This is a genomic window from Streptomyces sp. NPDC104814, from assembly GCF_055583185.1.
In genome coordinates this window covers 413,989-439,534 of sequence record NZ_JBVJOL010000006.1, presented here as the reverse complement: position 1 = coordinate 439,534, position 25,546 = coordinate 413,989, and the positions used below count along the sequence as shown (strand labels likewise).

25 protein-coding genes are annotated in these 25,546 nt (G+C 72.4%); 12 read left to right on the top strand and 13 right to left on the bottom strand.

Translation table 11 applies throughout. From position 1 onward, the window contains the following. Positions 1-16: 16 nt before the first annotated feature. Positions 17-1,156, bottom strand: a complete 1,140-nt coding sequence (locus ACZ64A_RS22635; RefSeq protein ID WP_469812525.1) for a 5-(carboxyamino)imidazole ribonucleotide synthase — start codon at positions 1,154-1,156, stop codon at positions 17-19. A gap of 175 nt (positions 1,157-1,331) precedes the next feature. Here ACZ64A_RS22635 and ACZ64A_RS22630 point away from each other — a divergent pair, with 175 nt between their 5' ends. Beyond that, a complete protein-coding gene (locus ACZ64A_RS22630; RefSeq protein WP_469812524.1) occupies positions 1,332-1,829 on the top strand; it encodes a GtrA family protein in 498 nt (165 codons plus the stop codon). A 40-nt stretch (positions 1,830-1,869) separates the two neighbouring features. Here ACZ64A_RS22630 and ACZ64A_RS22625 read toward each other — a convergent pair whose 3' ends face one another. Together ACZ64A_RS22625 and ACZ64A_RS22620 are read right to left on the bottom strand one after the other, a co-directional pair. Then, the gene (locus ACZ64A_RS22625) at positions 1,870-3,147 is read right to left on the bottom strand and encodes an ATP-binding protein (protein WP_469812523.1); all 1,278 of its coding nucleotides are present in this window, start codon (positions 3,145-3,147) and stop codon (positions 1,870-1,872) included. Between the two features lie 192 nt (positions 3,148-3,339). Next, on the bottom strand, positions 3,340-4,017 hold the full coding sequence (locus ACZ64A_RS22620; protein WP_020940464.1) for a response regulator transcription factor: 678 nt from the start codon (positions 4,015-4,017) through the stop codon (positions 3,340-3,342). A 539-nt stretch (positions 4,018-4,556) separates the two neighbouring features. On the opposite strand from ACZ64A_RS22620, the gene ACZ64A_RS22615 reads away from it, so the two are divergent. Continuing rightward, complete coding sequence (locus ACZ64A_RS22615; RefSeq protein WP_469812521.1) at positions 4,557-6,095, top strand: peptide MFS transporter; 1,539 nt, start codon at positions 4,557-4,559, stop codon at positions 6,093-6,095. Positions 6,096-6,335: 240 nt separating this feature from the next. On the opposite strand, the gene ACZ64A_RS22610 is transcribed toward ACZ64A_RS22615, so the two are convergent. Further along, positions 6,336-6,818, bottom strand: coding sequence for an ATP-binding protein (locus ACZ64A_RS22610; RefSeq protein ID WP_469812520.1), 483 nt, complete (start codon positions 6,816-6,818; stop codon positions 6,336-6,338). Positions 6,819-7,034: 216 nt separating this feature from the next. Next, positions 7,035-7,436, bottom strand: a complete 402-nt coding sequence (locus ACZ64A_RS22605) for an STAS domain-containing protein (RefSeq protein WP_361628617.1) — start codon at positions 7,434-7,436, stop codon at positions 7,035-7,037. 249 nt (positions 7,437-7,685) lie between these two features. Here ACZ64A_RS22605 and ACZ64A_RS22600 point away from each other — a divergent pair, with 249 nt between their 5' ends. Further along, the gene (locus ACZ64A_RS22600) at positions 7,686-8,555 is read left to right on the top strand and encodes an RNA polymerase sigma factor SigF (RefSeq protein ID WP_469812519.1); all 870 of its coding nucleotides are present in this window, start codon (positions 7,686-7,688) and stop codon (positions 8,553-8,555) included. A 133-nt stretch (positions 8,556-8,688) separates the two neighbouring features. Beyond that, positions 8,689-10,236, top strand: coding sequence for a ricin-type beta-trefoil lectin domain protein (locus tag ACZ64A_RS22595; RefSeq protein ID WP_469812518.1), 1,548 nt, complete (start codon positions 8,689-8,691; stop codon positions 10,234-10,236). Between the two features lie 33 nt (positions 10,237-10,269). Here the strand turns inward: ACZ64A_RS22595 and hutI are convergent, their stop codons facing one another. The 4 genes from hutI to hutU are packed head-to-tail and all read right to left on the bottom strand — an operon-like array spanning position 10,270 to position 15,690. Continuing rightward, entirely contained in the window at positions 10,270-11,439 is a 1,170-nt protein-coding gene (gene hutI, locus ACZ64A_RS22590) for an imidazolonepropionase (protein ID WP_469812517.1), read from the bottom strand. A 38-nt stretch (positions 11,440-11,477) separates the two neighbouring features. Beyond that, positions 11,478-12,815 (bottom strand): formimidoylglutamate deiminase, encoded by a 1,338-nt coding sequence (locus ACZ64A_RS22585; RefSeq protein WP_469812515.1) that lies wholly within the window; start codon positions 12,813-12,815, stop codon positions 11,478-11,480. Then, positions 12,812-14,029, bottom strand: a complete 1,218-nt coding sequence (locus tag ACZ64A_RS22580; protein ID WP_469812513.1) for an allantoate amidohydrolase — start codon at positions 14,027-14,029, stop codon at positions 12,812-12,814. The genes ACZ64A_RS22585 and ACZ64A_RS22580 overlap by 4 nt, the downstream gene beginning before the upstream one ends. Continuing rightward, the gene (gene hutU, locus ACZ64A_RS22575) at positions 14,026-15,690 is read right to left on the bottom strand and encodes a urocanate hydratase (RefSeq protein ID WP_469812512.1); all 1,665 of its coding nucleotides are present in this window, start codon (positions 15,688-15,690) and stop codon (positions 14,026-14,028) included. The genes ACZ64A_RS22580 and hutU overlap by 4 nt, the downstream gene beginning before the upstream one ends. 163 nt (positions 15,691-15,853) lie before the next feature. Here hutU and ACZ64A_RS22570 point away from each other — a divergent pair, with 163 nt between their 5' ends. The 5 genes from ACZ64A_RS22570 (at position 15,854) to ACZ64A_RS22550 (ending at position 19,784) form a co-directional block, all read left to right on the top strand. Continuing rightward, positions 15,854-17,239: a type III PLP-dependent enzyme domain-containing protein gene (locus tag ACZ64A_RS22570; RefSeq protein ID WP_469812510.1), complete on the top strand. Its 1,386-nt coding sequence runs from the start codon at positions 15,854-15,856 to the stop codon at positions 17,237-17,239. Between the two features lie 166 nt (positions 17,240-17,405). Continuing rightward, positions 17,406-17,810, top strand: coding sequence for a hypothetical protein (locus ACZ64A_RS22565; RefSeq protein ID WP_469812509.1), 405 nt, complete (start codon positions 17,406-17,408; stop codon positions 17,808-17,810). Next, a complete protein-coding gene (locus ACZ64A_RS22560) occupies positions 17,807-18,862 on the top strand; it encodes a hypothetical protein (protein ID WP_469812507.1) in 1,056 nt (351 codons plus the stop codon). Before ACZ64A_RS22565 ends, ACZ64A_RS22560 begins: the two co-directional genes overlap by 4 nt. 58 nt (positions 18,863-18,920) lie before the next feature. Then, on the top strand, positions 18,921-19,394 hold the full coding sequence (locus ACZ64A_RS22555; protein WP_469812506.1) for a roadblock/LC7 domain-containing protein: 474 nt from the start codon (positions 18,921-18,923) through the stop codon (positions 19,392-19,394). A gap of 15 nt (positions 19,395-19,409) precedes the next feature. Further along, the gene (locus ACZ64A_RS22550) at positions 19,410-19,784 is read left to right on the top strand and encodes a roadblock/LC7 domain-containing protein (RefSeq protein WP_361628584.1); all 375 of its coding nucleotides are present in this window, start codon (positions 19,410-19,412) and stop codon (positions 19,782-19,784) included. 11 nt (positions 19,785-19,795) lie between these two features. Here ACZ64A_RS22550 and ACZ64A_RS22545 read toward each other — a convergent pair whose 3' ends face one another. Together ACZ64A_RS22545 and ACZ64A_RS22540 are read right to left on the bottom strand one after the other, a co-directional pair. After that, positions 19,796-20,380, bottom strand: coding sequence for a hypothetical protein (locus ACZ64A_RS22545; RefSeq protein ID WP_469812505.1), 585 nt, complete (start codon positions 20,378-20,380; stop codon positions 19,796-19,798). A gap of 92 nt (positions 20,381-20,472) precedes the next feature. Continuing rightward, a complete protein-coding gene (locus ACZ64A_RS22540) occupies positions 20,473-21,315 on the bottom strand; it encodes a MurR/RpiR family transcriptional regulator (protein WP_469812504.1) in 843 nt (280 codons plus the stop codon). Between the two features lie 121 nt (positions 21,316-21,436). Here ACZ64A_RS22540 and ACZ64A_RS22535 point away from each other — a divergent pair, with 121 nt between their 5' ends. Further along, positions 21,437-22,843 carry a purine-cytosine permease family protein gene (locus tag ACZ64A_RS22535; protein WP_469812503.1) on the top strand — a complete coding sequence of 469 codons (1,407 nt, stop codon included), beginning with the start codon at positions 21,437-21,439 and terminating at the stop codon, positions 22,841-22,843. Positions 22,844-22,876: 33 nt separating this feature from the next. Continuing rightward, the gene (locus tag ACZ64A_RS22530; protein WP_469812501.1) at positions 22,877-23,299 is read left to right on the top strand and encodes a hypothetical protein; all 423 of its coding nucleotides are present in this window, start codon (positions 22,877-22,879) and stop codon (positions 23,297-23,299) included. 16 nt (positions 23,300-23,315) lie between these two features. Here the strand turns inward: ACZ64A_RS22530 and ACZ64A_RS22525 are convergent, their stop codons facing one another. After that, positions 23,316-24,077: an SDR family oxidoreductase gene (locus tag ACZ64A_RS22525; protein WP_469812500.1), complete on the bottom strand. Its 762-nt coding sequence runs from the start codon at positions 24,075-24,077 to the stop codon at positions 23,316-23,318. Between the two features lie 150 nt (positions 24,078-24,227). Between ACZ64A_RS22525 and ACZ64A_RS22520 the strand changes: the two genes are divergently transcribed. After that, positions 24,228-25,091 carry a helix-turn-helix transcriptional regulator gene (locus ACZ64A_RS22520; RefSeq protein WP_469812498.1) on the top strand — a complete coding sequence of 288 codons (864 nt, stop codon included), beginning with the start codon at positions 24,228-24,230 and terminating at the stop codon, positions 25,089-25,091. Here the strand turns inward: ACZ64A_RS22520 and ACZ64A_RS22515 are convergent. Continuing rightward, the gene (locus ACZ64A_RS22515) at positions 25,059-25,472 is read right to left on the bottom strand and encodes a DUF6924 domain-containing protein (RefSeq protein WP_469812496.1); all 414 of its coding nucleotides are present in this window, start codon (positions 25,470-25,472) and stop codon (positions 25,059-25,061) included. The genes ACZ64A_RS22520 and ACZ64A_RS22515 overlap by 33 nt on opposite strands. Positions 25,473-25,546: the final 74 nt, after the last annotated feature.

Below are 25,546 nucleotides of genomic sequence, written 5' to 3'. Positions count from 1 at the left end.
ATGCCAACAACAGGGCTCATTCGGTGATGGTGCCTCTCAGGTAGCCGGCAGCGTGACGGGCGCGCTCCAGCACGTCGTCCAGGTCGTCGCCGTAGGTGTTGACGTGGCCGACCTTGCGGCCGGGCTTCACGTCCTTGCCGTACATGTGGATCTTCAGCTGCGGGTCGCGCGCCATGCAGTGCAGATACGCCGAGTACATGTCCGGATAGTCGCCGCCGAGGACGTTGACCATCACCGTCCACTTGGCCCGCGGGCGCGGGTCGCCGAGCGGGAGGTCCAGGACGGCGCGGACGTGGTTGGCGAACTGCGAGGTGATCGCGCCGTCCATGCTCCAGTGGCCGGAATTGTGCGGGCGCATCGCCAGCTCGTTGACCAGGATGCGGCCGTCGCGGGTCTGGAACAGCTCGACGGCCAGGTGGCCGACGACACCGAGCTCCTTGGCGATGGTCAGGGCCATCTCCTCGGCCTTCAGCGCCAGCTCCTCGTCGAGGTCGGGCGCCGGGGCTATGACGGTGTCGCACACGCCGTTCACCTGCTGCGACTCGACCACCGGATAGGCGACGGCCTGGCCGTGCGGGGAGCGCACCACGTTGGCGGCCAGCTCACGGACGTAGTCGACCTTCTCCTCCGCGAGGACCGGGACCCCCGCCTTGAAGGGGTCCTCCGCCTCCTCGGCGTTGTCGACGACCCACACACCCTTGCCGTCGTAGCCGCCGCGGACGGTCTTCAGGACGACGGGGAAACCGTCGCCCTCCGCCGCGAACGCGGCGACGTCCTGCGGATCGGAAACGATCCTGTGCCGTGGGCACGGAATGCCGAGTGCGTCGAGCCTGGCGCGCATCACCCCCTTGTCCTGGGCGTGCACGAGCGCGTCCGGCCCGGGGCGCACGGGGATGCCGTCCGCCTCCAGGGCCCTGAGGTGCTCGGTGGGTACATGTTCGTGATCGAAGGTGATCACATCGCACCCGCGCGCGAACTCGCGCAGCGTGTCGAGATCGCGATAGTCGCCGATGACGACATCGCTCACGACCTGCGCCGCGGAATCCTGAGGGGTGTCACTGAGGAGCTTGAACCTGATGCCCAGCGGGATGCCCGACTCGTGTGTCATACGAGCGAGCTGGCCCCCGCCGACCATGCCGACTACCGGGAACGTCACACCCATAGGGTATCGGCCACGCGGAGCAGACCGGGTCGGGCGCCTCTCACCGGGCTCTCACCCCGTCCGTCGGGCCTCTCACCGGCCTCCTCGGGTACTCGGCGGGCATCCGCCGTTAGGGGTGGTTAGCATGGCGGGGTTGACGAAACCGTAACGACTGGGGGCCTGCTCGACCATGGGAAGCGGTACCTCGGGGTTTCAGCGGCTTTTCCGCGAGATCGCCAAGTTCGGCGCCGTGGGCGGTGCGGGCGTGCTCGTCAACCTGGGTGTGTTCAACCTCGTCCGGCATATGACCGATCTGCAGGTGGTCCGGGCCAGCGTCATAGCCACGGCCGTGTCGATCGTCTTCAACTACGTCGGCTTCCGGTACTTCACCTACCGCGACGCCGACAAGAACGGACGCACCCGGGAACTGACCCTGTTCCTGCTGTTCAGTGTGATCGGCATGGTCATCGAGAACGGCGTGCTGTACGTGGCGACCTACGGTTTCGGCTGGGACACCCCGCTGCAGAGCAACATCTTCAAGTTCCTCGGCATCGGCGTCGCGACCCTGTTCCGCTTTTGGTCCTACCGCACCTGGGTCTTCCGTGCCCTGCCCACCGGCGAGGGCACCCCGGACGCACCGTCCGCCGTGGACCCGGCCCGGCCCGCGCGGCCTCGGCAGCGGGTCTGACCTGGTCTTCTGCTGAGTCTTCCGGTGACGACGTCCGCGCTCAGCGGACCGTCGGTTCCTCGTCGCGGGTCGGCTTCTTCGCCGGCTGGCTGCGGGAGAGGAACAGGCCGAAGACCGGCGGAGCCGCCTGCAGCATCTCCAGCCGGCCGCCGTCGGCCTCCGCGAGATCGCGGGCGACGGCCAGGCCGATGCCGGTGGAGTTGCGGCCGCTGATCGTGCGCTCGAAGATGCGCGCGCCCAGCTCCGACGGGACACCCGGGCCCTCGTCCGTCACCTCGATCACCGCCTGGTTGCCGGTGACCCGCGTGCGCAGCGCGACCGTGCCGCCGCCGTGCATCAGGGAGTTCTCGATCAGTGCCGCCAGCACCTGCGCCACCGCCCCCGGCGTGCCCACCGCCTGCAGATGCCGCTTCCCCGAGCTGACGATCGCCCGGCCGACGCTGCGATAGGCGGGGCGCCACTCGGCGACCTGCTGCTGGATCACCTCGTCGAGGTCGAAGGCGACGGCGGAGCCGGTACGCGGGTCGCGCGAGTTGGTCAGCAGCCGCTGGACCACGTCCGTCAGGCGCTCGACCTGGGTCAGCGCGACGTTCGCCTCCTCCTTCACCGTGTCCAGGTCGTCGGTGAGGGTGATCTCCTCCAGCCGCATCGACAGCGCGGTCAGCGGCGTACGCAGCTGATGGGAGGCGTCCGCGGCGAGCCGCCGCTCGGCGGTGAGCATCCGGGCGATGCGTTCCGCGGAGGAGTCCAGCACATCGGCGACCCGGTCCAGCTCGGGCACGGCGTACCGCTTGTGCCGCGGGCGCGGGTCGCCGGAGCCGAGCCGCTCGGCCGTCTCGGCCAGGTCGGTCAGCGGGGAGGCGAGCCGGTTGGCCTGGCGGATCGCCAGCAGCACCGCCGCCACCACCGCGAGCAGCGCGACCAGACCGATGATCAGCAGGGTGCGGCCGACCTCCCGGGTCACCGTGGAGCGCGGCTCCTCGACGACGACGGTCTCGCCTTCCTCGCCCTTCTGCTCCTTGGAGCGGATGACCTCGCCCTCGGGCTTGGTGCCGACCTCGATCGGCGCCCGCCCGGGGATGCGCACCACCGCGTAGCGGTCCTGCATGCCGGGGCCGTGCAGGATCTCCGGGGTGACGCCGGCGGCGCTCAGCAGCCGGCTGTCCACCACGCTGGCCAGGCGCAGCGCCTCGGAGTCCACCCGCTCCTGCGCCGTGTTGCTGATCGTCCGCGTCTCGACGATCACGAGGGACACACCGAAGACGGCGATGACGACGAGCACCACGGCGAGCGTGGACTGGATGAGACGACGGCGCATGTCCTCTTGTCCTGAAGGTGCCTGGTGCGGATCGGCTCCGGTCCGGCCCGCGGGGTCCGGTCAGGCCGGGGAGCCCGGCTCGGGCCGGTGGGTCCTGTCAGGCCGGGGAGCCCGGGTCGGGCCGGTGGGTCCTGTCAGGCCGGGGAGCCCGGCTCGGCCCGGGGGCGGACCGGTTGGGCCCGGGAGCCCGGCTCAGCTCTTCTCGAAGCGGAAGCCGACGCCGCGCACCGTCGCGATGTAGCGGGGGTTCGCCGCGTCGTCGCCGAGCTTCTTGCGCAGCCAGGAGATGTGCATGTCGAGGGTCTTGGTGGACGACCACCACGTGGTGTCCCAGACCTCGCGCATCAGCTGGTCACGCGTCACGACCCGGCCGGCGTCGCGCACCAGGACCCGCAGCAGGTCGAACTCCTTCGCCGTGAGCTGCAGCTCCTCGTCGCCCATCCACGCGCGATGCGACTCGACGTCGATCCGCACGCCGTGCGTCGCGGGCGGCTGCTGCGGCTCCGCCGCACCGCGCCGCAGCAGGGCGCGGACCCGGGCGAGCAGCTCGGCGAGGCGGAACGGCTTGGTGACGTAGTCGTCGGCGCCCGCGTCCAGGCCGACCACCGTGTCGACCTCGTCGGCGCGCGCGGTCAGGATCAGGATCGGCACGGTGTGGCCGTCGGCGCGCAGTCTGCGCGCGACCTCCAGGCCGTCCATGCCGGGCAGCCCGAGGTCCAGCACGACCAGGTCGACGCCGCCCTGCATTCCGGCGTCGAGCGCGGTGGGGCCGTCCTCGCGCACCTCGACCTCGTACCCTTCGCGGCGCAGTGCGCGGGCCAGCGGCTCCGAGATGGACGCGTCGTCCTCGGCGAGCAGTACACGGGTCATGAGGTGATGGTAGTCCGCCTGGTGCAACGCCCGAGGTGAGATCGCCACGCCCGGCTCTTACCTTCGGACAACCCGGACAGGGGGCGTCACCGGGCGCGCTCCGCGCGGCCGGACCCCGTGTCGGGGCCCGGGGACGGCGGATGCCATCCTGGTATCGACTGCCGAGACGGGGCTTGCGGTTCCTCGGCGGTCTGTGATCCGCGTCTCAAGTCCTTCCATACCGGGCGGTGTCCTGCCGTATGGTGAATCAACGCCTGTAGCACCGCGGGGACCTTTGGCGAGTTTTGTGACGCTGAAGGTCTTCTTTGTGTGCGGGCCGGCTGCGGCCGGCCTTGAAAGGAATGACCTGAGGCCGGGCCTCGAGCGCGACAACGCGCCTGGAGGCGTGGATCCCGGTGGTCTCCGTCCCCCGTTCCGCGATCCGGAACGGACTCTCCCTGGGCGTGGGGGATGGGCGGACCGACCGTGCCGGTGCCGGCCTGCCCCCCACCGGGCGCGCAACGCTCCATCCCGCGCGTCCCGACCAGCAAGGAACGACCATGGCGTCCAGCCTGACGAAGGCCTCGGTCCAGCCGGGCACCCCCGGCTCCGGGAAGACCTTCTTCGGCCACCCCCGCGGACTGGCCACTCTCTTCATGACCGAGATGTGGGAGCGTTTCAGCTTCTACGGCATGAGGGCTCTGCTCGTCGTCTATCTGCTCTCCGGCGGCCCCGACGCCAAGAAGGGCAGCATGGGCGGTGGCCTGGGCATGGACCTGGCCACGACGACGGCGATCTACTCCGTCTACCTGTCGATGGTGTACCTGCTCGCCATGCCCGGCGGCTGGCTCGGCGACCGCGTCTGGGGCCCCCGCAAGACGGTGGCCATCGCGGCGGTCACGATCATGGCCGGTCACCTCGTGCTGGCGCTGCCCGGCGGCCAGGCGCCGTTCTTCGCGGGCCTCGGCCTCGTGGCGCTCGGTTCCGGTCTGCTGAAGGCCAACATCTCCACGATGGTCGGCCACCTGTACGACGGTCCGGACGACCCGCGCCGGGACGGCGGCTTCACGATCTTCTACATGGGCATCAACATGGGTGCCTTCTTCGCGCCGCTGATCATCGGCACGGTCGGCCAGGAAGTGAACTGGCACCTCGGCTTCGGCCTCGCCGCCGTCGGTATGGCCATCGGTCTCGCCGCCTTCCTGCTCGGCACCCGCAACCTCAGCCCGGAGAGCAACGTCGTCCCGAAGCCGCTCGCGGCCGAGGAGCGCGCCGCCTGGCTGCGCAAGGGCCTGATGTGGCTGGCCATCGCGGCCGTCTTCTACGGCGTCGTCGGCTTCACCGGCCACTTCACGCTGAACTGGGCGATGATCCCGCTCACCGTCATCGGCCTGATCATCCCGGCGGGTGTGCTGCTGCGCATCAAGCGGGACAAGGAACTGTCGACCGTCGAGCAGTCGAAGATGACCGGATACATCTGGTTCTTCGTCGCGGCCGCCGCGTTCTGGATGATCTACGACCAGGGTGGCTCCACGGTCCAGGCGTTCGGTGAGACCAAGGCCGCCGACTCGCTGTTCGGCTTCAGCTTCCCGTCCTCCTGGTACCAGTCGCTGAACCCGGTGTTCATCATGGCGCTGGCGCCGGTCATGGCGTGGATCTGGCTGTGGCTGAACCGCAAGGGCAAGGAGCCCAGCACGGTCGCGAAGTTCGCCGCGGGTCTGTTCTTCATCGGCGTGTCGTTCTTCTTCTTCCTGCTGCCGCTGGGCATGGCGTCCGACGGCACCAAGGTCACGCCGATGTGGCTGGTCGGGATCTACCTGATCCAGACCGTGGGCGAGCTGTGCATCTCGCCGGTCGGTCTGTCGGTCACCACGAAGATGGCGCCGGCGAAGTACGCCAGCCAGATGATGGGTGTGTGGTTCCTCGCGGTCACCGCGGGTGACTCGATCACCTCGCTGCTGTCCAACCCGGCGGTTGCCGGTGTCGACCTCAGCGGCACGGGCGCGGTGCTCGGCGAGGCGGTCCTCGCGGCGCTGGCCGGGTTCGCGGTGTACATGTACCGGCGCAAGGTGAAGGCGCTGATGGGCGACGTCCACTGACGTCACCGCCCACCGAGGGCTCTTGAACGAAGGCCGCCGCATCTCCCTCCCGGGGGGTGCGGCGGCCTTCGTTCGTGTCCGGGTGAGTCGTGGGTGCTCGCGCCGTTCCCCGCGCCCCTCAGACGTGTGCGCAGCACGGCAAGGAGGCAGAGCGCTTCACACGTGTGCGCAGCACGGCCGGGAGGCAGAGCGCTTCATACAGGTGCGCAGCACAGCCAGGACGCGGCAGGGCGCAGAGCGCTACGCCGGAGCGCCCAGTTCCGCCCAGACTCTTTTGCCCGTGACGCCCGGCAGCCGGATGACGCCCCAGTCGAGGCACAGCCGCTGGACGATGAACATGCCGTGGCCGCCGGGACGGCCCGCGCGGTGCGGGGTGCGGGGTGCCGGCTGGCCCGTCCCGCGGTCGGCCACCTCGATGCGGATCACCTTGTTGTCGCAGGTGAGTTCCATCCGGTCCGGCCCCTCGGCGTGCAGGCACGCGTTCGTGACCAGCTCGGACACGACAAGCAGCACATCCTCGGCCGCGGCCCGCTGGTCCGCCGAGGCGGCCGGCAGCCACCCCCACGCGTACAGCGCCTGACGGGCGAAATCGCGGGCGAGCGGAACGACACCGCTTTGGTCGTCGAAGCTCAGCGTGCGGACCTGGCGGCCCGCCGACGCTCCGGAAGCGCCGCTGGGCTCCGGGCCGCGGTCGCCCGGCGAGCAAGGCCGGGTGGTGCTCATCAGCGCTTCACCTCACCGATTCACCAGTTCAGGATTCAAGACTTCGGTTCACGACTCACTACGTGGCTCGACGGGGGACGGTTCCGTCGATGGCTCGACAGGTTCAGGATGTCTCCTGCCCGACCCGGCGGACGGAACACCCCCCGGTTCGGCACGGCAGGTGTGACGTACACATACCTGGGGGCCGCGCCGGAAGGCACCGCACGGGCGGGTGGGTCAGTCGGCGGCCCCCGGCGGCGCGGAACCGCCGTCACCTGCCAGGGCGTCCTCGACCGAGTCGTGCACGGTGAAGACTGCCTCGGCCCCGGTGATCTCGAACACACGGGCCACCACCGGCTGCATCCCGGCGAGGTGGACCCCGCCTCCGGCGGCCTCCGCCTTGAGACGGGCGCCGAGCAGCACGTTCAGGCCCGTGGAGTCACAGAACTCCAGGCGCGAGCAGTCGACGACGAGCCTGCTGAAGCCCTTGCCGAGGCAGTCCTCGAGGGGCTCGCGCAGCAGTTCGGCGGTGTGGTGGTCCAGTTCGCCCGCCGCTGTCACGACGGCACTGGAACCCTCTTCCCGCACCTCCACCAGAAGCCGGCCCGACTGTGCGCTGCCGACCGTCCCGCGGTCCATGCCGTGTTACTCCCGAGGTCGTGGCTGCTGACTGACGACCTCGAACATTACGCCTTCTCCACGGGACCCGACACCCGAACAACTGCACACAAACGGACATACCCGAACGAAACGCACTTGCGATCGTTCCATCGAAGCGGGTAGGCCTAGTAGGACCCCGTAAGCGACACGGCCGGCTTTGGAGGCGCCGCACACCGCAGTGCACGTACTGGCTTCGGCAGCCATATGCCGAGAACGATGGAGGACCTCATGTCACCCCGGCTCGACGCCTCGCATACCCCGACGACGACGTCGACACCCCCTCCGGAGGACATACTTTCCGCACTCCCGGAGATCCCGCCCTACGACGAGGTCGGCCCCGTCGACGCGCGGGCCCTGTCCAAGACCCTCTTCGAGCGGCTGGAGTCCCTCGAGGAAGGCACGCACGACTATTCGTACGTCCGCAACACTCTCGTCGAGCTGAACCTCGCGCTCGTCAAGTTCGCCGCCTCCCGCTTCCGCTCCCGCAGTGAGCCGATGGAGGACATCATCCAGGTCGGCACCATCGGCCTGATCAAGGCCATCGACCGCTTCGAGATGTCCCGGGGCGTCGAGTTCCCGACCTTCGCGATGCCAACCATCATCGGGGAGATCAAGCGCTTCTTCCGCGACACGTCCTGGTCGGTGCGCGTCCCGCGCCGGCTGCAGGAGCTGCGCCTGGACCTGGCCAAGGCCGGCGACGAGCTGGCCCAGAAGCTGGACCGCGCCCCGACGGTCGCGGAGCTGGCCGAGCGCCTCGGCCTGACCAACGACGAGGTCGTCGAGGGCATGGCCGCGTCCAACGCGTACACGGCGTCCTCGCTGGACGCCCAGCCGGAGGACGACGACTCCGAGGGCGCGCTCGCGGACCGCATCGGCTACGAGGACCACGGACTCGAGGGCATCGAGTACGTCGAGTCGCTGAAGCCGCTGATCGCCGAGCTCCCGCCGCGGGACCGGCAGATCCTCTCCCTGCGGTTCGTCGCCGGCATGACCCAGTCGGAGATCGGCGAGGAACTCGGCATCTCCCAGATGCACGTCTCGCGTCTGCTGTCGCGGACGCTGGTGCGGCTGCGCAAGGGCCTCACCGTCGAGGAGTGACAGGACCTTCCACGGCGTTCACAGGGGTTACCCCGGGAAACTTCTTCCTCCCGGGTCCCCTGCGCCCCCTCCATGCACTACGGTCGCCCCCTACTGGTCGGTAGGTCAGCGAACGTGCGCGAGGAGGCGGCGGATGGCCCGGGCCGAGGCGGAGGTGTACGCGGACGCGTCCGACGCACGTCTGACGGAGCTGCTGCGCACGGGGACGGCGACCGCGTACCCCGCGCTGCAGGAGCTGCGCCGCCGGCACCTGGGCCGCGTCCTCGAGTACGCACGCCGGTGCACCGCCGGTGACGCGGCGGCCCGGCAGCTGGCCGCGGAGGCCTTCGCACAGGCCGCCCGGGAGACCGCGCGCGGCATCGACCCCGCCGTACCGTGGCGGCACCACCTCCTGCTGCTCACGGTCCGGCTCGCCGGCGCCTGGGCGGCGGACGAACGCGCGGGCGGCCTCGACCCCTCTTTGCTGCTCGTGCTGAGCAGCGCGGGACCGCACGGGCCCGCCCCCGCGATGCTCCCCGCCTTCCGCTCGCTGCCCCCGCGCACCCAGGGCCTCATCTGGTACGGCGTCCTGGAACGGGAGACGGCCGAGCGCACCGCCGCGCTGGTCGGCATGAGCCCCGCGGACGTCGTCCACGGCACGGGCCCCGCGCTGAAGACCCTGGCGCAGGCGTGTCTGCGGCAGCGCCTGGCCGCCTCACCGGATCCGGCCTGCGGTGACTTCCGCCGTCTGATCGAGGAGTCGGTACGGCCCGACCACCCCCGCGACAGCGCCGATCTGCGCATCCACATGACGCACTGCGCCTCCTGCACGGCCGCCCGCGAGGAACAGGCCACGCTGTACGACACGCCCGCCGCGGCGCTGGCCGAGGGGCTGCTGCCGTGGGGTGGCACGGCGTACCCGCGCCAGGAGACCCCCGGCCCCGGGCCGCTTGCCCTGCCCGAGGAGGAGTCCTGGCGGCCCGCCCGCCGGGTCGCGCTCGCCTCGGCCGCGCTCGGCGTCGCACTGGTCCCGCTGCTGGTGCTGCTCCTCAAGCCGGCCGAACAGCCCGCCCAGGACCGGGCGAGCGCGGTCACCACGCCGACGATCGTGCCCCCGGTGACGGTGACGGCCACGGCGACCGTCTCGGCGTCCCCGTCGCCGTCGCGCGCGTCGGCGTCCGCCTCACCGTCCCCTTCTTCTTCTCCTTCTGCTGCTTCCGCGTCGCCGTCCCCGTCGTCCACGCGCACGGCTGCGCCGAAACCGGTGCCCACCCCGCGGCCCGCCGCGCCGCGTCCGCCGGGCGGCGCCTTCGCGCAGGTGGTGAACGCCGCGTCGGGCCTGTGCCTGGACGTGCGCGACGGCTCCTTCGAGGAGGGCAACGACGTCGTCACCGCCCCGTGCGGCCCCTCCCCCACCCAGCGCTGGCGCTACGACGCCGAGCGGAACGCCCTCCAGTCGTACGCCGACCCGGACTTCTGCCTGGACAGCCGCGGGGACGTCGATCGCGGAGTCGGGATCTGGGAGTGCCGTGCGCTCTACGGGCGCAACGGGGACAACCTGAGGTTCGTGGTGGACGGCGACGGGGCGATCCGCCCGGTGATCGACCTCGGCAGGGCCCTCACCCCGGAATGGCGCGACGGGCTGTCACTGGACCGCCTGGACGGCGGCGCACACCAGCGGTGGCGGGCCGGGGCGTACTGACGCCGCTCGGCCCGTTCTGACGTGACGGCCGGTTCAGGCCACGCGCGTCCCGCGGCGCCAGACCTCCGTGACCAGCGGGACACCCGGACGGTACGCCAGGTGGACATGGCTGGGGGCGTCGAGGACGGCCAGGTCGGCGTAGGCGCCGGGGGTGAGGCGGCCGATGTCCTCGCGGCGCAGGGCCGCCGCGCCGCCCGCGGTGGCCGACCAGAGCGCCTCGTCGGGGGTCATGCCCATGTCCCGGACGGCGAGGGCGATGCAGAAGGGCACCGAGGAGGTGAAGGACGAGCCCGGGTTGCAGTCCGTGGACAGGGCGACGGTGGCGCCGGCGTCGAGCAGACGGCGGGCGTCCGGCCACTGGGCGCGGGTGGAGAACTCGGCGCCGGGCAGCAGGGTGGCGACCGTGGAGCTGTTCGCGAGGGCGTCGACGTCGGCGTCCGTGAGGTGGGTGCAGTGGTCGGCGCTGGCCGCGTCGAGTTCGACGGCGAGCTGGATGCCGGGGCCGAAGGAGAGCTGGTTGGCGTGGATGCGCGGGAGCAGCCCCTTGGCCTTGCCGGCGGTGAGGATCGCGCGGGCCTGGTCGCCGTCGAAGGCGCCCTTCTCGCAGAACACGTCGATCCAGCGGGCGTGCGGCGCGCAGGCGTCCAGCATCGCGCCGGTGACCAGGTCGACGTAGGCGGCCGGGTCCTCGGCGTAGTCCGGGGAGACGATGTGCGCGCCGAGGTAGGTGACCTCGTCGGTGTGGCGCGCGGCGATGCGCAGGGCGCGGGCCTCGTCCTGGACGGTCAGGCCGTAGCCGGACTTGGTCTCGAAGGTCGTGGTGCCCTGGCGCAGGGCCTCGTCGAGGTAACGGGTGAGGTTGGCCTCGAGTTCCGCGTCGCTCGCGGCGCGGGTGGCCGCGACGGTGGTGCGGATGCCGCCGGCGCTGTACGAGCGGCCGGACATACGGGCGTTGAACTCCTGGGTGCGGTCGCCCGCGAAGACCAGGTGGGAGTGGGAGTCGACGAAGCCCGGGATGACCGCCCGGCCGCCGGCGTCGACCCGGTTGTCAGTGGCGGGTGCTTTGCTTGATGTACCGATCCAGGCGACGCGGTCGCCGTCGACGACGACGGCCGCGTCCTGGATCAGACCGAGGGGGGAGCCGTCACCGAGGGAGGGGTCGTTGGTGACCAGCGCGGCGATGTTGCTGATGACGGTGCTCATGGTGTCCTCGTGGTGGGCCTGGATGGGGGTCGGCCGGGTCAGCCGCGCAGGGCGTCGACGGCGCTCGCGAGTGCCTGGGGCACGTCCGGCAGGAGTGAGTGGTGACCGTCGCGTACGACGTGCCGGCCGCCCACGACCGTGTGCCGTACGTCCGCTGCGGTCGCCGCGAATACGGCCGTCTCGGCGCCGAGGCGTGGCAGCGGTCCCGCTGTCCTGACCGAGTCCAGCGCGATCGTCGTGAAGTCGGCGAGGGCGCCGGGGGCGAGCGTACCCGCGTCGCTCCAGCCGAGCGCGGCGTGGCCGTCGGCGGTGGCGGCGCGCAGCAGGGCGGCGGCGGTCCAGTGGCCGCGGGTGCGGGTGCGCAGCCGTTCGTTCAGCTCCATCGCGCGGGCCTCTTCGAGCAGGTCGACGACGGCGTGGCTGTCGGAGCCGAGGGACAGCGGGGAGCCGGCGCGTTGCAGGGCGACGGCGGGTCCGATGCCGTCGGCCAGGTCGCGTTCGGTGGTGGGGCACATGCAGGTGCCGGTGCCGGAGCCGCCGAGCAGCGCGATGTCCTCGTCGGTGAGGTGGGTGTTGTGCACGCCGGTGGTGCGCGGGCCGAGCACACCGTGGTCGGCGAGGAGCCGGGTGGGGGTACGGCCGTGCGCCTGCAGGCAGGCGTCGTTCTCGGCGGTCTGCTCGGAGAGGTGCACGTGCAGCGGGGCCCGCCGCTGTTCGGCCCAGGCGGCGACGGTCGCCAACTGGTCTGCGGGTACGGCCCGCACCGAGTGGATCGCCGCTCCGATCCGTGCGTGATCGTGTTCCTTGAGAAGTGAAGAGCGTTCGGCCCAGGCCGCGGCGGTGCCGTCGGAGAAGCGCAGCTGGTGGGCGCTGGGGGCGGCGCCGAAGCCTGCGGACAGATAGCAGGTGTCCAGGAGGGTGATGCGGATGCCGGCCTCGGCGGCGGCCGCGATCAGTGCCTCGCCCATGGCGTTGGGGTCGGCGTAGGGGGTGCCGCCGGGGGCGTGGTGGACGTAGTGGAACTCGCCGACGGCCGTGATGCCGGCCAGCGCCATCTCGGCGTACACGGCGCGAGCGAGGGCGTGGTAGGTGTCGGGGGTGAGCCGGTCGGCGACGGAGTACATCACCTCGCGCCAGGTCCAGAAGGTGCCGGAGCCGACCTGGACGGTGCCGCGCAGGGCGCGGTGGAAGGCGTGGCTGTGCGCGTTGGCCAGTCCGGGCAGGGTCAGCCCGCGCAGGATCTCGGCGCCGGGCGGCGGGGTGGCGACGCCGGTGCGGACGGCGGTGATGCGGCCGTCGGCGGTGTCGAGGGCGACGCCCGGCTCGACGTTCGTGTCGAGCCAGGCGTGTTCCAGCCAGTACGTCCCGTGGGTCACCGGCAGGCCAGTCCTTCCAGTACGTCGGCGAGGGCGTGCACCCCGGCCACGCAGTCGTCCTCGGCGGCGGACTCGGCCGGGGAGTGCGAGACGCCCGTGGGGTTGCGTACGAACAGCATGGCGGTCGGGATGCTCCCGGACAGAATCCCGGCGTCGTGTCCCGCGCCCGTGCCGAGGACGGGCACGGTCAGCTCGCCGTCGTGGCCGAGGAGGCGGGCGAGTTCGTCGCGCAGGGCGTGGTCGAACTCGACGACGGGCGTGAAGGACTCACGGACCACGTCGAGGTCGACGCCGTGGGCGTCGGCGTACTCCCGGGCGGCCTTCTCGATGCCGGCGAGGACGGTGTCGAGGGTGTCCTGGCCGGCGGCGCGGGAGTCGAGCCAGCCGCGCACCAGGGAGGGAATGGCGTTGACGCCGTTCGGCTCCACGGCGATCTTGCCGAAGGTGGCGACGGCACCGGCGAGTTCGGCCTCGCGGCGGGCGGCGAGGACGGTCTGGGCGTACGGCAGCATCGGGTCGCGGCGGTCCACGAGCCGGGTGGTGCCCGCGTGGTTGGCCTCGCCGCGGAAGTCGAACCGCCAGCGGCCGTGCGGCCAGATGGCGCTGGCCACGCCCACGGCGTCCCCGGTGAGGTCGAGGGCGCGGCCCTGCTCGACGTGCAGTTCCACGAAGGCGCCGATGCGGGCGAGCCGCTCGGGGTCCGCGCCGATGGCGTCGGGGTCGTGGCCGGCGGCTTCCATGGCCTTCGCCAGGGTGACGCCGTCGCCGTCGGTGAGGCGGTGGGCCTGCTCGCGGGTGAGCTGTCCGGCGGTGAGCCGGGAGCCGACGCAGGCGAGCCCGAAGCGGGCGCCCTCCTCGTCGCCGAAGTTGACCAGGGCGAGGGGCTTGGTGAACTGCGCTCCCCGCTCGCGCAGTTCGTCCAGGGCGGCGAAGGAGGACACCACGCCGAGGGGGCCGTCGAAGGCGCCGCCGTCGGGGACGGAGTCCAGGTGGGAGCCGGTGACGACGGCGTCCCCGGCGTCGGGGTCGCCGAGCCAGGCCCACTGGTTGCCGTTGCGGTCGACCTCGTAGGTCAGCCCGCGGGACTCCGCCTGCTGCCGGAACCAGGCCCGGCAGTCGGCGTCGGCGCCGGTCCAGGCGTAGCGCCGGTAGCCGCCGGAGGCGGAGTCACGGCCGATCGGCAGCAACTCCGCCCACATGCTGTGGAAGCTCACGCCCCGTCACCCTCACGCATCGGCACCCGCACGCCGCGCTCGACGGCGACGGACTCGGCGATGTCGTAGCCGGCGTCGACGTGGCGGATGACGCCCATGCCGGGGTCGTTGGTCAGGACGCGGCGGATCTTCTCCCCGGCGAGCGGGGTGCCGTCGGCGACGGTGACCTGACCGGCGTGGATGGAGCGGCCCATGCCGACGCCGCCGCCGTGGTGCAGCGACACCCAGGAAGCGCCGGAAGCCACGTTGACCATGGCGTTGAGCAGCGGCCAGTCGGCGATGGCGTCGGAGCCGTCGAGCATGGCCTCGGTCTCCCGGTAGGGGGAGGCGACGGAGCCGCAGTCGAGGTGGTCGCGGCCGATGACGATCGGCGCGGCCAGCTCACCGGAGGCGACCATGTCGTTGAAACGCTCGCCGGCCTTGTCGCGCTCGCCGTAGCCGAGCCAGCAGATACGGGCGGGCAGGCCCTGGAAGTGGACGCGCTCGCCGGCCATCTTGATCCAGCGGGCCAGGGACTCGTTCTCCGGGAAGAGGTCGAGGATCGCCCTGTCGGTCCTGGCGATGTCGGCCGGGTCGCCGGACAGGGCGGCCCAGCGGAAGGGGCCCTTGCCCTCGCAGAAGAGGGGGCGGATGTAGGCGGGGACGAAGCCGGGGAAGGCGAAGGCGCGGTCGTAGCCGGCGAGCTGCGCCTCGCCGCGGATGGAGTTGCCGTAGTCGAAGACCTCGGCGCCTGCGTCCATGAAGCCGACCATCGCCTCGACGTGCTTCGCCATGGACTCGCGGGCGCGGGTGGTGAAGCCGGCCGGGTCCTTGGCGGCGGCGTCGGCCATGTCCTCGAAGTCGATGCCGACGGGAAGGTAAGCCAGCGGGTCGTGGGCGGAGGTCTGGTCGGTGACGATGTCGATGGGGGCGCCCATCGCGAGCAGCTGCGGGACCAGCTCGGCGGCGTTGCCGAGGACGCCGATGGACAGCGGCTTGCGCTGGTCGCGGGCCTCGGTGGCGAGCTGGAGGGCGTGGTCGAGGGAGTCGGCGCGCACGTCGAGGTAGCGGTGCTCGATACGGCGGTCGATGGCGCGCGGGTCGCAGTCGATGCAGATCGCCACGCCGTCGTTCATCGTCACGGCCAGCGGCTGGGCGCCGCCCATGCCGCCGAGGCCGGCGGTGAGGGTGATGGTCCCGGCGAGGGTGCCGCCGAACTTCTTCGCGGCGACCGCGGCGAAGGTCTCGTAGGTGCCCTGGAGGATGCCCTGGGTGCCGATGTAGATCCAGGACCCGGCGGTCATCTGGCCGTACATGGTCAGGCCGAGCTGCTCCAGGCGGCGGAACTCCTCCCAGTTGGCCCAGTCGCCGACGAGGTTGGAGTTGGCGATGAGGACGCGCGGGGCCCACTCGTGGGTCTGCATGACGCCGACCGGGCGGCCGGACTGGACCAGCATGGTCTCGTCGGCCTTGAGGCCCTGCAGGGTGCGCACCATCGCGTCGAAGGAGCGCCAGTCACGGGCGGCCTTGCCGGTGCCGCCGTAGACGACGAGCTTGTCGGGGTGCTCGGCGACCTCGGGGTCGAGGTTGTTCTGCAGCATGCGCAGGGCGGCTTCCTGCTGCCAGCCCTGCGCGCTCAGCTCGGTGCCGCGCGGTGCTCGTACGGGGCGGGGTCCCGACATGGTCTGCCTCCTGCTGGTACTACGACTATTCACATCCTCGCTTTCTGAATAGAACTAGTCAACACCGTGGAGCGGCCGCGTCCGCGCGCCGCGGGTGTTTGGCTGGAAGCAGGCAAGGCGGGCACGGCGGGAAGAGACAGCGGGACGACAGGAGGGGCGATCCGTGGACCACGACATCGACACCGACATCGACACCGGCGCTCGGGAGCGCGGGGCGCGGCGGGACGAGGCGGTGCGCGCCGCTGTGGAGCAGGGGCTGCTGGGCCCGGACGCGCCGCTCGTCGGGCTGCTCGACGTCACCGGGATCCGCCGGTCGGCGGCCGCGCTGCGGGCGGCGTTCGAGGCGGTGGCCGCGCCGGGGACACCGGTGCTGCACGCCTTCGCGGTGAAGGCGACCCCGCTGGTGCCCGTGCTGCGGCTGCTGTGGGAGGAGGGCATCGGCGCGGAGGTGGCGAGCCCGGGCGAGCTGGCGCTGGCCCGCGCGGCCGGGGTGCCGGCCACGGCGACGGTGCTGGACTCGCCGGCCAAGACACCGGCCGAGCTGCGCGAGGCACTGGCCCTGGGCGTCGCGGTCAACGCCGACAACCCGCAGGAGCTGGACCGCCTGGACGCCCTGATGCGGTCCGCCTCCACCCGCTCACCGCTCGGCATCCGGGTGAACCCGCAGGTCGGCGGTGGTTCCATCGAGGCTCTGTCGACCGCGACGGCCACCTCGAAGTTCGGGGTCGCGCTGCGCGACGAGGGTGCCCGCGCGTGGGTGGTGCGGGCGTATCTGGAGCGGCCGTGGCTGACCCGGCTGCACGCGCACACCGGATCGCAGGGCATCCCGCTGACGCTGATGGCACAGGGGGTGGCCGAGACCTACGCGCTCGCCGAGGAGATCAACGAGCGGGCCGGGCGGCGGCAGATCGACACCCTGGACATCGGCGGGGGGCTGCCGGTGAACTTCGCCTCCGACGCGGTGACGCCGACCTACGCGGAGTACGCGCGGCTGCTGGCCGAGGCCGTGCCGGGGCTGTTCGACGGGCGGTACGGGCTGGTCACCGAGTTCGGCCGGTCGCTGCTGGCCAAGCACGGCACGGTGGTGGCGCGGGTGGAGTACGCCAAGAGCGCGGGCGGGCGGCCGGTGGCGGTGACGCACGCGGGCGTGCAGGTGGCCACGCGCACGGTGTACGCGCCGGGCGCCTGGCCGCTCAGGATCGCCGCGTACGACGCGAAGGGCCGGCCGAAGGAGGGTCCGGCCGTCGTGCAGGACGTGGCGGGACCGGCGTGTTTCGCGGGGGACCTGCTGGCCCGCGAGCAGGCGCTGCCCCTGCTGGAGCAGGGCGATCACGCGGCGGCGCTCGACACGGGCGCGTACTACTTCGCGCACCACTACGCCTACAACTCCCTGGCACGGCCCGGCATCTACGGCTTCGCGCCGGACAGCAAGGGAGGCGTGGCCTTCGCGGTCGTGCGGGAGCCGCAGACGCTCGCCGAGATCGTCGCCGAGTCCGGCGGGGCGCACGCCGGGGCGCTCACCACCTTGCATGCTTCCGGGCGCGGCTGAACACCCCTCCCTCGAACGGGTCAACCGGGCCGAACATACGCTCAGTTGACCCACACTAGTCCGCGCTCCGCATGTTCCGCTGGAAAATGCCAGAACGCTCACCGGCCCTCCGTACGGTGCGTAGTGTCGTCGTCACTCGCCCGGATGCCAGGCGGAGGGGAGCGACGTGCCCGGAATCGACGAGTGCTTGCTGGAGGCCATGCGGCTGCCCGGCGCGCGCGGTGCGGCCCTGGTCGACTGGACCAGCGGACTGGCGCTGGGCGTGGTCGGGGAGTTCCCCGGCGGCGACCCCGAGGCCGCGGCCGCGGAGGTGGCGGAGCTGGCCCGGCTGGCCGCCGAACAACCGGCCTTCGCCGCCGCGGACACCTCCGGCGGCGGGCCGGACGACGCCGACCCGCCGGTGGAGGACGTGATCGTCAGCAACCGGGACGGCTACCACCTGCTGCGATTCGTCCCGGCGCCCTTCGACAGCGGCGCCGTGCTGCACCTGTGGCTGGGCCGCGCCGACGGCAATCTCGCCCTGGCCCGCATCCGGCTGGGCGAGATGGCCGGCCGGCTGGTGCTGGGATGACCGTGGTCGAGGCCCCTCCCCCGCTGCCGGTCCGGGACAAGGCACTGCGCGAGCCCGCGGGCGGGGTGTCCCCGATGCTGACCCGGCTCGCCGCGGAGCGCGCCACCGGCGTCCTGGTCCGCGAGGGCGGCACCCTGCACCTCGCCGACGGCGCGGTGGCGCACGCCGAGAGCCCGTACGCGCCGGGCCCGGGCGCGCTGCTCACCGCGCAGGGCGCGCTCAGCGCCGAGCAGTGGTGGGCGGCGGCCGGCGTGGCGGGCGACCCGGCGGGCACCGCGCGGCTGCTCGTGGACGCCGGGCATCTGTCCTGGGCCGGAATGGAGATCTGCCACCTCCAGACGCTGTACGACGCCGCCTACTTCGCCCTCGCCCCGAGCAGCAGCCCGGGCCGCTTCCACTACGGTGCCGACGCACGGACCGGCACGTGGGCCGGTGCGCAGGCCGGCACGGGGGCCGACGCGCGCACCGAAACGCGGACCGACCCCCGGGCCGACGCACGGACCGGCACGTGGGCCGATGCGCCGGCCGACACCCGGGCCGGCGCGCACGCCGGAACGTGGGCCGGTCCGGTGTTCGGGCAGCCGGCCGACACGGAGGCCGGCGCACGCCCCAACGCGTGGGCCGACGTCCCGGCCCGCGAAGGCGGCGCACGGCCCGGTGACGTGCTGCCCGCGGTGCCGGTCGCCGTCGTGGAGCGGGAGGTGCTGCGCCGGCGGGCGCTGCTGCACCGGCTGTGGCCGGACCCGATGACCGACAGCGCGCCACTGGTGCGCACCGACCCGGTCGCGGCACCGGCGGTCACCGCCCGGCAGGCGGCCGTACTGGCCCTGGTCGACGGGGTGCGTACGGCCCCGGACATCGCGCTCGCGCTGGGGCGGCGGGCCTTCCCCACGCTGGTGGAGGTGCGCCGGCTGGCCGCCGCGGGGCTGCTCGCGACGCCGCCCCCGGACCCGCCGTCCGCGGCCGCGCCGCCGCCGGCCGTCCTGCCCGACGACTTCGATCCCCACATCGCCTTGCTGAAGAGGGTCAGGGATGCGCTTCAGGCCCTTTGACCGGCCACGCCCCCGTGCAGAGCCCACCACCGACGCACCGACCGAGAGGAGACACCTGATGGCGGCCGAGCCAGAGATCCTCGCCGAGCTCCACCGGCTGCGCGCCCGCCTCCCCCAACTGACCGGCGCGATCGCCGCCGGCCGCGACGGCCTGGTCCTCGCCCACGACGCACCCGGCGTCGAACCCGACGGGCTGTCCGCGCTCACCGCCACCACGCTGGCGGTCGCGATCCGGATGACCGACGCCACCGGCCGGGGCGAGTTCCGCGAACTGCTGATCCGCGGCGCGCAGGGCTACGTCGCGACCTACGCGGCGGGCCGTACGGCCGTGCTGACCCTGCTCACCGAGGACCGCGTCAACGTCGGCCGGCTGCATCTGGAGGGCCGCCGCGCCGGCGCGCGCGTCGGCGAACTGGTCGACGCCCACGAGGCGCTGGCCCAGGCCCCCGCCCGCCCCACGATCCCACCCCAGGAAACCGCGCGCCCGCTGCCCGTCCGGGCGGTCAACCCGCGCGCCACCACCGAAAGCTGAGAGGTAACCACCGTCATGGCCACCACTGAGACCGCGCTGAAGGAAGCCCTCGCCTCGATCGAAGGCGCGACCGGCGTCGCCCTCGTCGACTACACCAGCGGTATGGCGCTGGGCACGATGGGCGGCAGCAAGACGTTCGACCTCAACGTCGCCGCCGCCGGCAACACCGACGTGATCCGCGCGAAGATGCGCACCATGGAGATGCTCGGCCTGAAGACCGAGATCGAGGACATCCTGATCACGCTCTCCGACCAGTACCACCTGATCCGCCTGCTGAGCGGCCGCAGCGGCAACGGCCTCTTCCTCTACCTGGTCCTGGACGCCAAGCGGGCCAACCTGGCGATGGCCCGCCACCAGCTGAAGAAGATCGAGCAGGAACTGGAGGTCTGAGGCCCGCTCGGTCAGACCAGCGCCGCGGGACGGCGGCGGGCCCCGCCCGGGGCCGCGTCGCCGGCCGCGATGCCCGTGCCGCGCCAGGCCCGGACCGCCGGGCCGGCCGGCCGGCCGCCGCGCCGGTCGAGCCAGTCGACGCGCACCCACAGCAGCGCGTCCCCGGCACGCTCCCGCCGCCCGAGCCAGGCGGCCTTCAGCCACAGCCCCATGCCGCATCCGGCGAGCAGCAGCCCGCCGGCCACCGGCACGGCGAACGCGGAGCCGAGAGCGAAGGCGAAGGCGAGCAGCAGCCACCAGCGGTGCCCCCGGCGCCAGGCACGCACGGTCACCGCACGGTCCTGCAGGATGTCGTACTTGCCCGCGCGGGCGGCCCCACGGGCGAGGGCGGCGTACCGCCCGCGGCGGGCGAGCGCCACCGCCGCCGCGGCGAGCAGATACAGCGCCGCCCCCGCGAACACCCCGATCCGGCGGCCGGTCAGTCCCTGAGGCACCGCCCCGAGCCCGGCCGCGATCAGTCCGAGCCAGCCCAGCGGTGCCGCTCCCGCCCGTACGACGACGGCGACCCGGGCGAGTCCCTGTCCTCCGCGCGCCACGTCAGCCTCCCGTGTCACGTGTCCATCACGCCGGGGGAAAAGCTAGCGGCAGAACGTGAGACGAATCTGAGAACGCCGGAGGTCCTCGGCCCTCACTCCACGAACAGCCCGCGCGCCGCGGCCTTGACGTCGAAGTCCTCCAGGCGGGCCTGCGCGTCGGGGAGTTCGTCGGCCATCGCCTCCAGCAGCACCCGCCCGAGCAGCATCGGCGCGCAGGCGGTGTCGAAGGCGAGCCCGGTGCCGACGGCGGCCGGCAGCAGCAGGTCGGAGACCTTGGCGACCGGCGCGAAGGCGGAGTCGGCGACCGTGACCACGGTCAGTCCGGCCTCCCTGGCGTAGTCCAGGGATTCGACGACCTCGCGGGGATGGCGGGGCAGCGCGAAGCACAGCAGGGCCGTGGCGCCGGCGCGCACGGCCGCGTCGACACGGTCGTGGATCATCGTGCCGCCCTCGTTGAGCAGCCGGACGTCCGGGTGGACCTTGGCCGCGAAGTAGGCGAAGCCGTATGCCTGGGAGGCGGCCGCGCGCAGGCCCAGCACCGGCAGCGGCCGGGACGCGGCGAGGATCCGGCCGGCCTTCTGCACGGGACGCGGGTCGGCGAGCAGGTCGGCGAGGTGCCGGAGGTTCTCGATCTCGGCCTCGACGGCCTGCTGGTACTCGTTGTACGACGAGGAGTCCGCGGCCGGTTCGGCGGGGACGACCTCGCGCAGATGGCGGCGCAGCGCCGGGTAGCCGTCGAAGCCGAGGGCGACGGCGAAGCGGGTCACGGACGGCTGGCTGACCCCGGCCAGCTCGGCCAGTTCCACGCTGGACAGGAAGGGCACGTCGGCGGCGCGGCGGACCATGCTGTGCGCGATGCGCCGCTGGGTCGGCGTGAGCCGGTGCCCTTCGAAGAGGGCCTGCAACCGGCTCGCCGGGCTGTCGGTCGCGCTCATGACGTGCTCCCCCTTCGGTTGGTCCTCACCGCCCCGGGAGAGTACAGCGCCGAGGCATTGACAATTTATTCAGTCTACGTGAACCCTGCATACGGTTATACAGCCCGACCGGGGAGTACGCATGGCTCAACTCGTCGAACTGCGCTCCATCGACGTCGTACCCGACGAGGAGCGGCACGGCACGGCCTTCAGCCAGTTCACGCTCTGGCTCGGCGCCAATCTGCAGATCACCGCCGTCGTCACCGGTGCCCTGGCCGTCGTCTTCGGCGGCGACGTGGTCTGGTCGCTGGTGGGCCTGGTGCTCGGCAACCTGCTCGGCGGCGCCGTGATGGCACTGCACTCCGCGCAGGGACCCAAGCTGGGCCTGCCGCAGATGATCCAGTCCCGCGCCCAGTTCGGGGTGCGCGGAGCGGTGGTCCCGCTGCTGCTGGTGATCGTGATGTACGTCGGCTTCTTCGCGTCCGGCAGCGTGCTCGCCGGGCAGGCGGTGGGCGAGCTGACGCACACCGGCGACACCACCGGCATCATCGTGTTCGCCCTGGTCACCGCCGTCATGGCGACCGTCGGCTACCGGGTCATCCACACGCTCGGCCGGATCGCGAGCACGATCTGCGCGCTCGCCTTCGTCTACCTCGGCATCCGGCTGCTGGACCGGGCCGACCTGACGGCCCTGCTGCACGACGCGCACTTCTCGCTGCCGATGTTCCTGCTGGCGATGTCCCTGTCGGCGTCCTGGCAGCTGGCGTTCGGCCCGTACGTCGCGGACTACTCCCGTTATCTGCCGCGCACCACCTCCGCCAAGGCCACCTTCTGGTGGACGCTGTCCGGCTCGGCGCTGGGCAGCCAGTGGTCGATGACGTTCGGGGTGCTGGTCGCGGCGACGGCGGGCGGGAAGTTCCTGGACAGCCAGGTCGGCTATGTCGTCGCGCTCGGCGGCACCGGACTCGTGGCCTCCTTCTTCTACTTCGTCATCGCGCTCGGCAAGCTCACCATCAACGTGCTCAACACCTACGGCGGCTTCATGTCGATGGTGACCAGCGTCAGCGGCTTCAGCGGCCGGGCCGTGCTGTCGCGGCGCGGCCGGGCCGCCTACATCGCGCTGATCATGGTGGCGGGCACCGCGGTCGCCCTGGCCGGCAAGGACAGCTTCCTGACCTCGTTCAAGGACTTCCTGCTGTTCCTGCTGACCTTCTTCACCCCATGGTCGGCGATCAACCTCGCCGACTACTACCTGGTCTCCCGTGAGCGCTACGACATCCCCGCCCTGTTCGACCCGCACGGCCGCTACGGCGCCTGGCGCTGGGGCACCCTCGCGGTCTACGGGGTGGGACTGGTGGCGCAGCTGCCGTTCCTGGCCACCGGCTTCTACACCGGCCCGCTGGTCGAGCCGCTCGGCGGCGCCGACATCTCCTGGATCGTCGGCCTCGTCGTACCCGCCGTGCTCTTCCTGCTGATCTCCCGGCGTCCGGCCGGCCCCCGCAGCAAGACGGGGGTTGTCCCCCGTGCGCAGGAGGCCCGCACTCCCTAGCGTGGACGCCGGACCACGGGACGGGAGACGGCGATGGACACCCACGACTCGGAACTGAAGAAGGAACTCGACGCCACCCTGCACGCCCGCAGGGAGCTGGGTGAGGAGTACGAGTCGGCGCTGGTCGACTCCTTCCTGGAGAAGGTCGACCAGCGCGTCGACGCGGCCGTGGACCGCCGGGTGCGCCGGCAGCTCGCCGAGCAGCAGATGGCGCAGGCGCGCGGCGCCCGGTCCGCGCCGGCGGCGGACTCCTGGGCGGAGCGGTTCGGCTTCGGGATCATCTCCCTGGTGCTCGCCATCCCGCTGTCCGCGATCGCGGCGACCCAGGCCGGGCTGAGCGGCCTGGTCGTCTCGTGGGCGGGCGTCGTGGGGGTCAACTTCGTGCAGGCCGCCCGCTCGAACGCCGCCCTGTTCGGCCGCCGCCGTGCCGAGCGGGACTCCGACTGGCAGGAGTAGCGAACCCGCTGCCCGCTCACGCCTGGCGGGTCGGCAGCACCACGATCTGGCGCAGGTTGACGTGCCGGGCGCGGCTGGTGACGTAGGCGACGACATCGGCGATCTCCTCGGCCGCCAGGCCGCCGAGCGCCTCGAACATGCCGTCCAGCTGCGTGGCCAGCTCCTCGTTGCTCACGTGCGTCTTCAGCTCGGTCTCCGTCAGCCCCGGCTCGATGTTGGTCACCCGCACGTCGCGCGGCCCGAACTCGGTGCGCAGGGACTGCGAGAGATAGGTGACCGCGGCCTTGGTGGCGCCGTAGACGGCGTAGTCGGGGAACGGGATGTGCGCGCCGATGGAGGAGATGTTCACCAGGTCCGCGGTGCCGCCCTCGGTGGCCGCGGCGACCAGGTCGGCGGTGAAGGCGCGGATCACCCGCAGCACCCCGGTGACATTGGTGTCGAGCATGCGCTGCCACTCGTCGATCCGGCCCTCGTGGACGGGCCCGGGCAGCATGACGCCGGCGTTGTTCACGACCAGGTCGACACGGCCGAAGGCGGCGCGCACGGCGTCGGCGGCACGCGTCACGGACTCCTCGTCGGTGACGTCGGCGACGACGGCGAGGGCTTCGCCGCCGTCGGCGCGGATCTTCTCCACGACCGTCTCCAGCCGGTCCCCGCGCCGGGCCAGCAGCGCGACCCGCGCGCCCCGGGCGGCCAGCAGCACGGCCACGGCCTGCCCGATCCCGCTGGCCGCGCCGGTGACGACGGCGGTACGGCCGGAGAGGTTCTCGTACGACATACGGTGCTCCTCGTGATCCGCCGGCCGGGGCGTCTCCCCGGCGGCACGTGATCACTGTGGCGGCCCGCGCCCGCCGCACCCAGGGCTGCGCTTTTCCTGGGTCTGCCAGTACCAGGTTCCCGGCCCCCGCGCGCGCCTAGGATCGGCGCCATGAACGGGGACCGGACCACCGCTGACATCGGCGACTTCCTGCGCTCACGCCGCGCCCGCATCCAGCCCGAGGAGGTGGGGCTGCCGCCGCACGGCCGGCGCCGCGTGCCCGGGCTGCGCCGCGAGGAGGTGGCGCAGCTCGCCGGGGTGAGCGTCGACTACTACATCCGCCTCGAACAGGGCCGCGGCAGCGCCGTCAGCGACGCGGTGCTCGACGCCGTCGCGCGGGTGCTGCGGCTGGACGAGACCGAGCACGCCTATCTGCGTACGGTGGCCCGCCCACGCTCCCGTCGCGCCGCCGCCCGCCCGGCCACGCCCCCCGTGCGCCGTGGTGTGCAACTGGTGCTGGACGCCATGGAACGCAGCCCCGCCTTCGTGCTGAACCAGCGGATGGAGGTCCTGGCCTGGAACGCCCTGGCGGACGCGCTGAACGGCTTCAGCCGCATGGCGCCCGGGGAGCGCTGCGTGCCGCGTCAGGTGTTCCTCGACCCGGCCGCCCGGGAGCTGTACCCGGAGTGGCACGCGGTCGCCGCGCAGACCGTGGCGCATCTGCGGCTGAGCGCCGGTCTGCACGCGGACGACCCCGAGCTGTGCGCGCTGGTCGGCGAACTCTCCCTCAGAAGCGAGGACTTCCGCCGCCTGTGGGCCGATCACGAGGTCGCGGAGTGCGCGTGGGGCGTGAAGAAGGTCCACCACCCGGTCACGGGACTGCTCACCCTGCCGTACGAGACGCTGGCCCTGCCCACGGACCCGGACCTGACGGTCGTCGTCTACACGCCCGAGCCGGGCTCGGAGACCGCGCAGCGCCTGGCTCTGCTGGGCAGTTGGGTCTCAGCCGTCCCCGAAGCCACGGAACGTGCCTGAGGGGTCGGCCGCGTCGGCGTAGTCGGCGAAGTCGAGGTTGGCGATCGAGAGGTTGGCGGCGATCTCCGGATACCAGCGCACCGGGACCCGGAAGGTGCGGCCCGGCTCGTCGTAGAGGTCGACGGCGAGCAGCGGCAGTTCGGGGTCGGTGAGGGTGGTGGCGTCGGCGAGGAACACCTCGCAGATCCGCTCGTCCTCCGCGGCGGCCAGCTCCTCGTCGAGCAGCGCCTGGACGCTCGCCCCGGAGAACCGGGGGTCGCTGACACGGCTCGCTCCGTCGGCGGAGTCGAGCGCCGTGCACAGGGCGTCCCAGGCGGTGTCGTCGGTGAAGTCGGTGCGCAGGACGAGCGTGGCGAGGTCGTCGGGCTGGGGAAGGGCCATGCCGGTGATCCTCTCACCCGGCGCTGACACCGACGGCCGGGGAAAGGGCACGGAAGAGTCGCGGATCCGTTCCG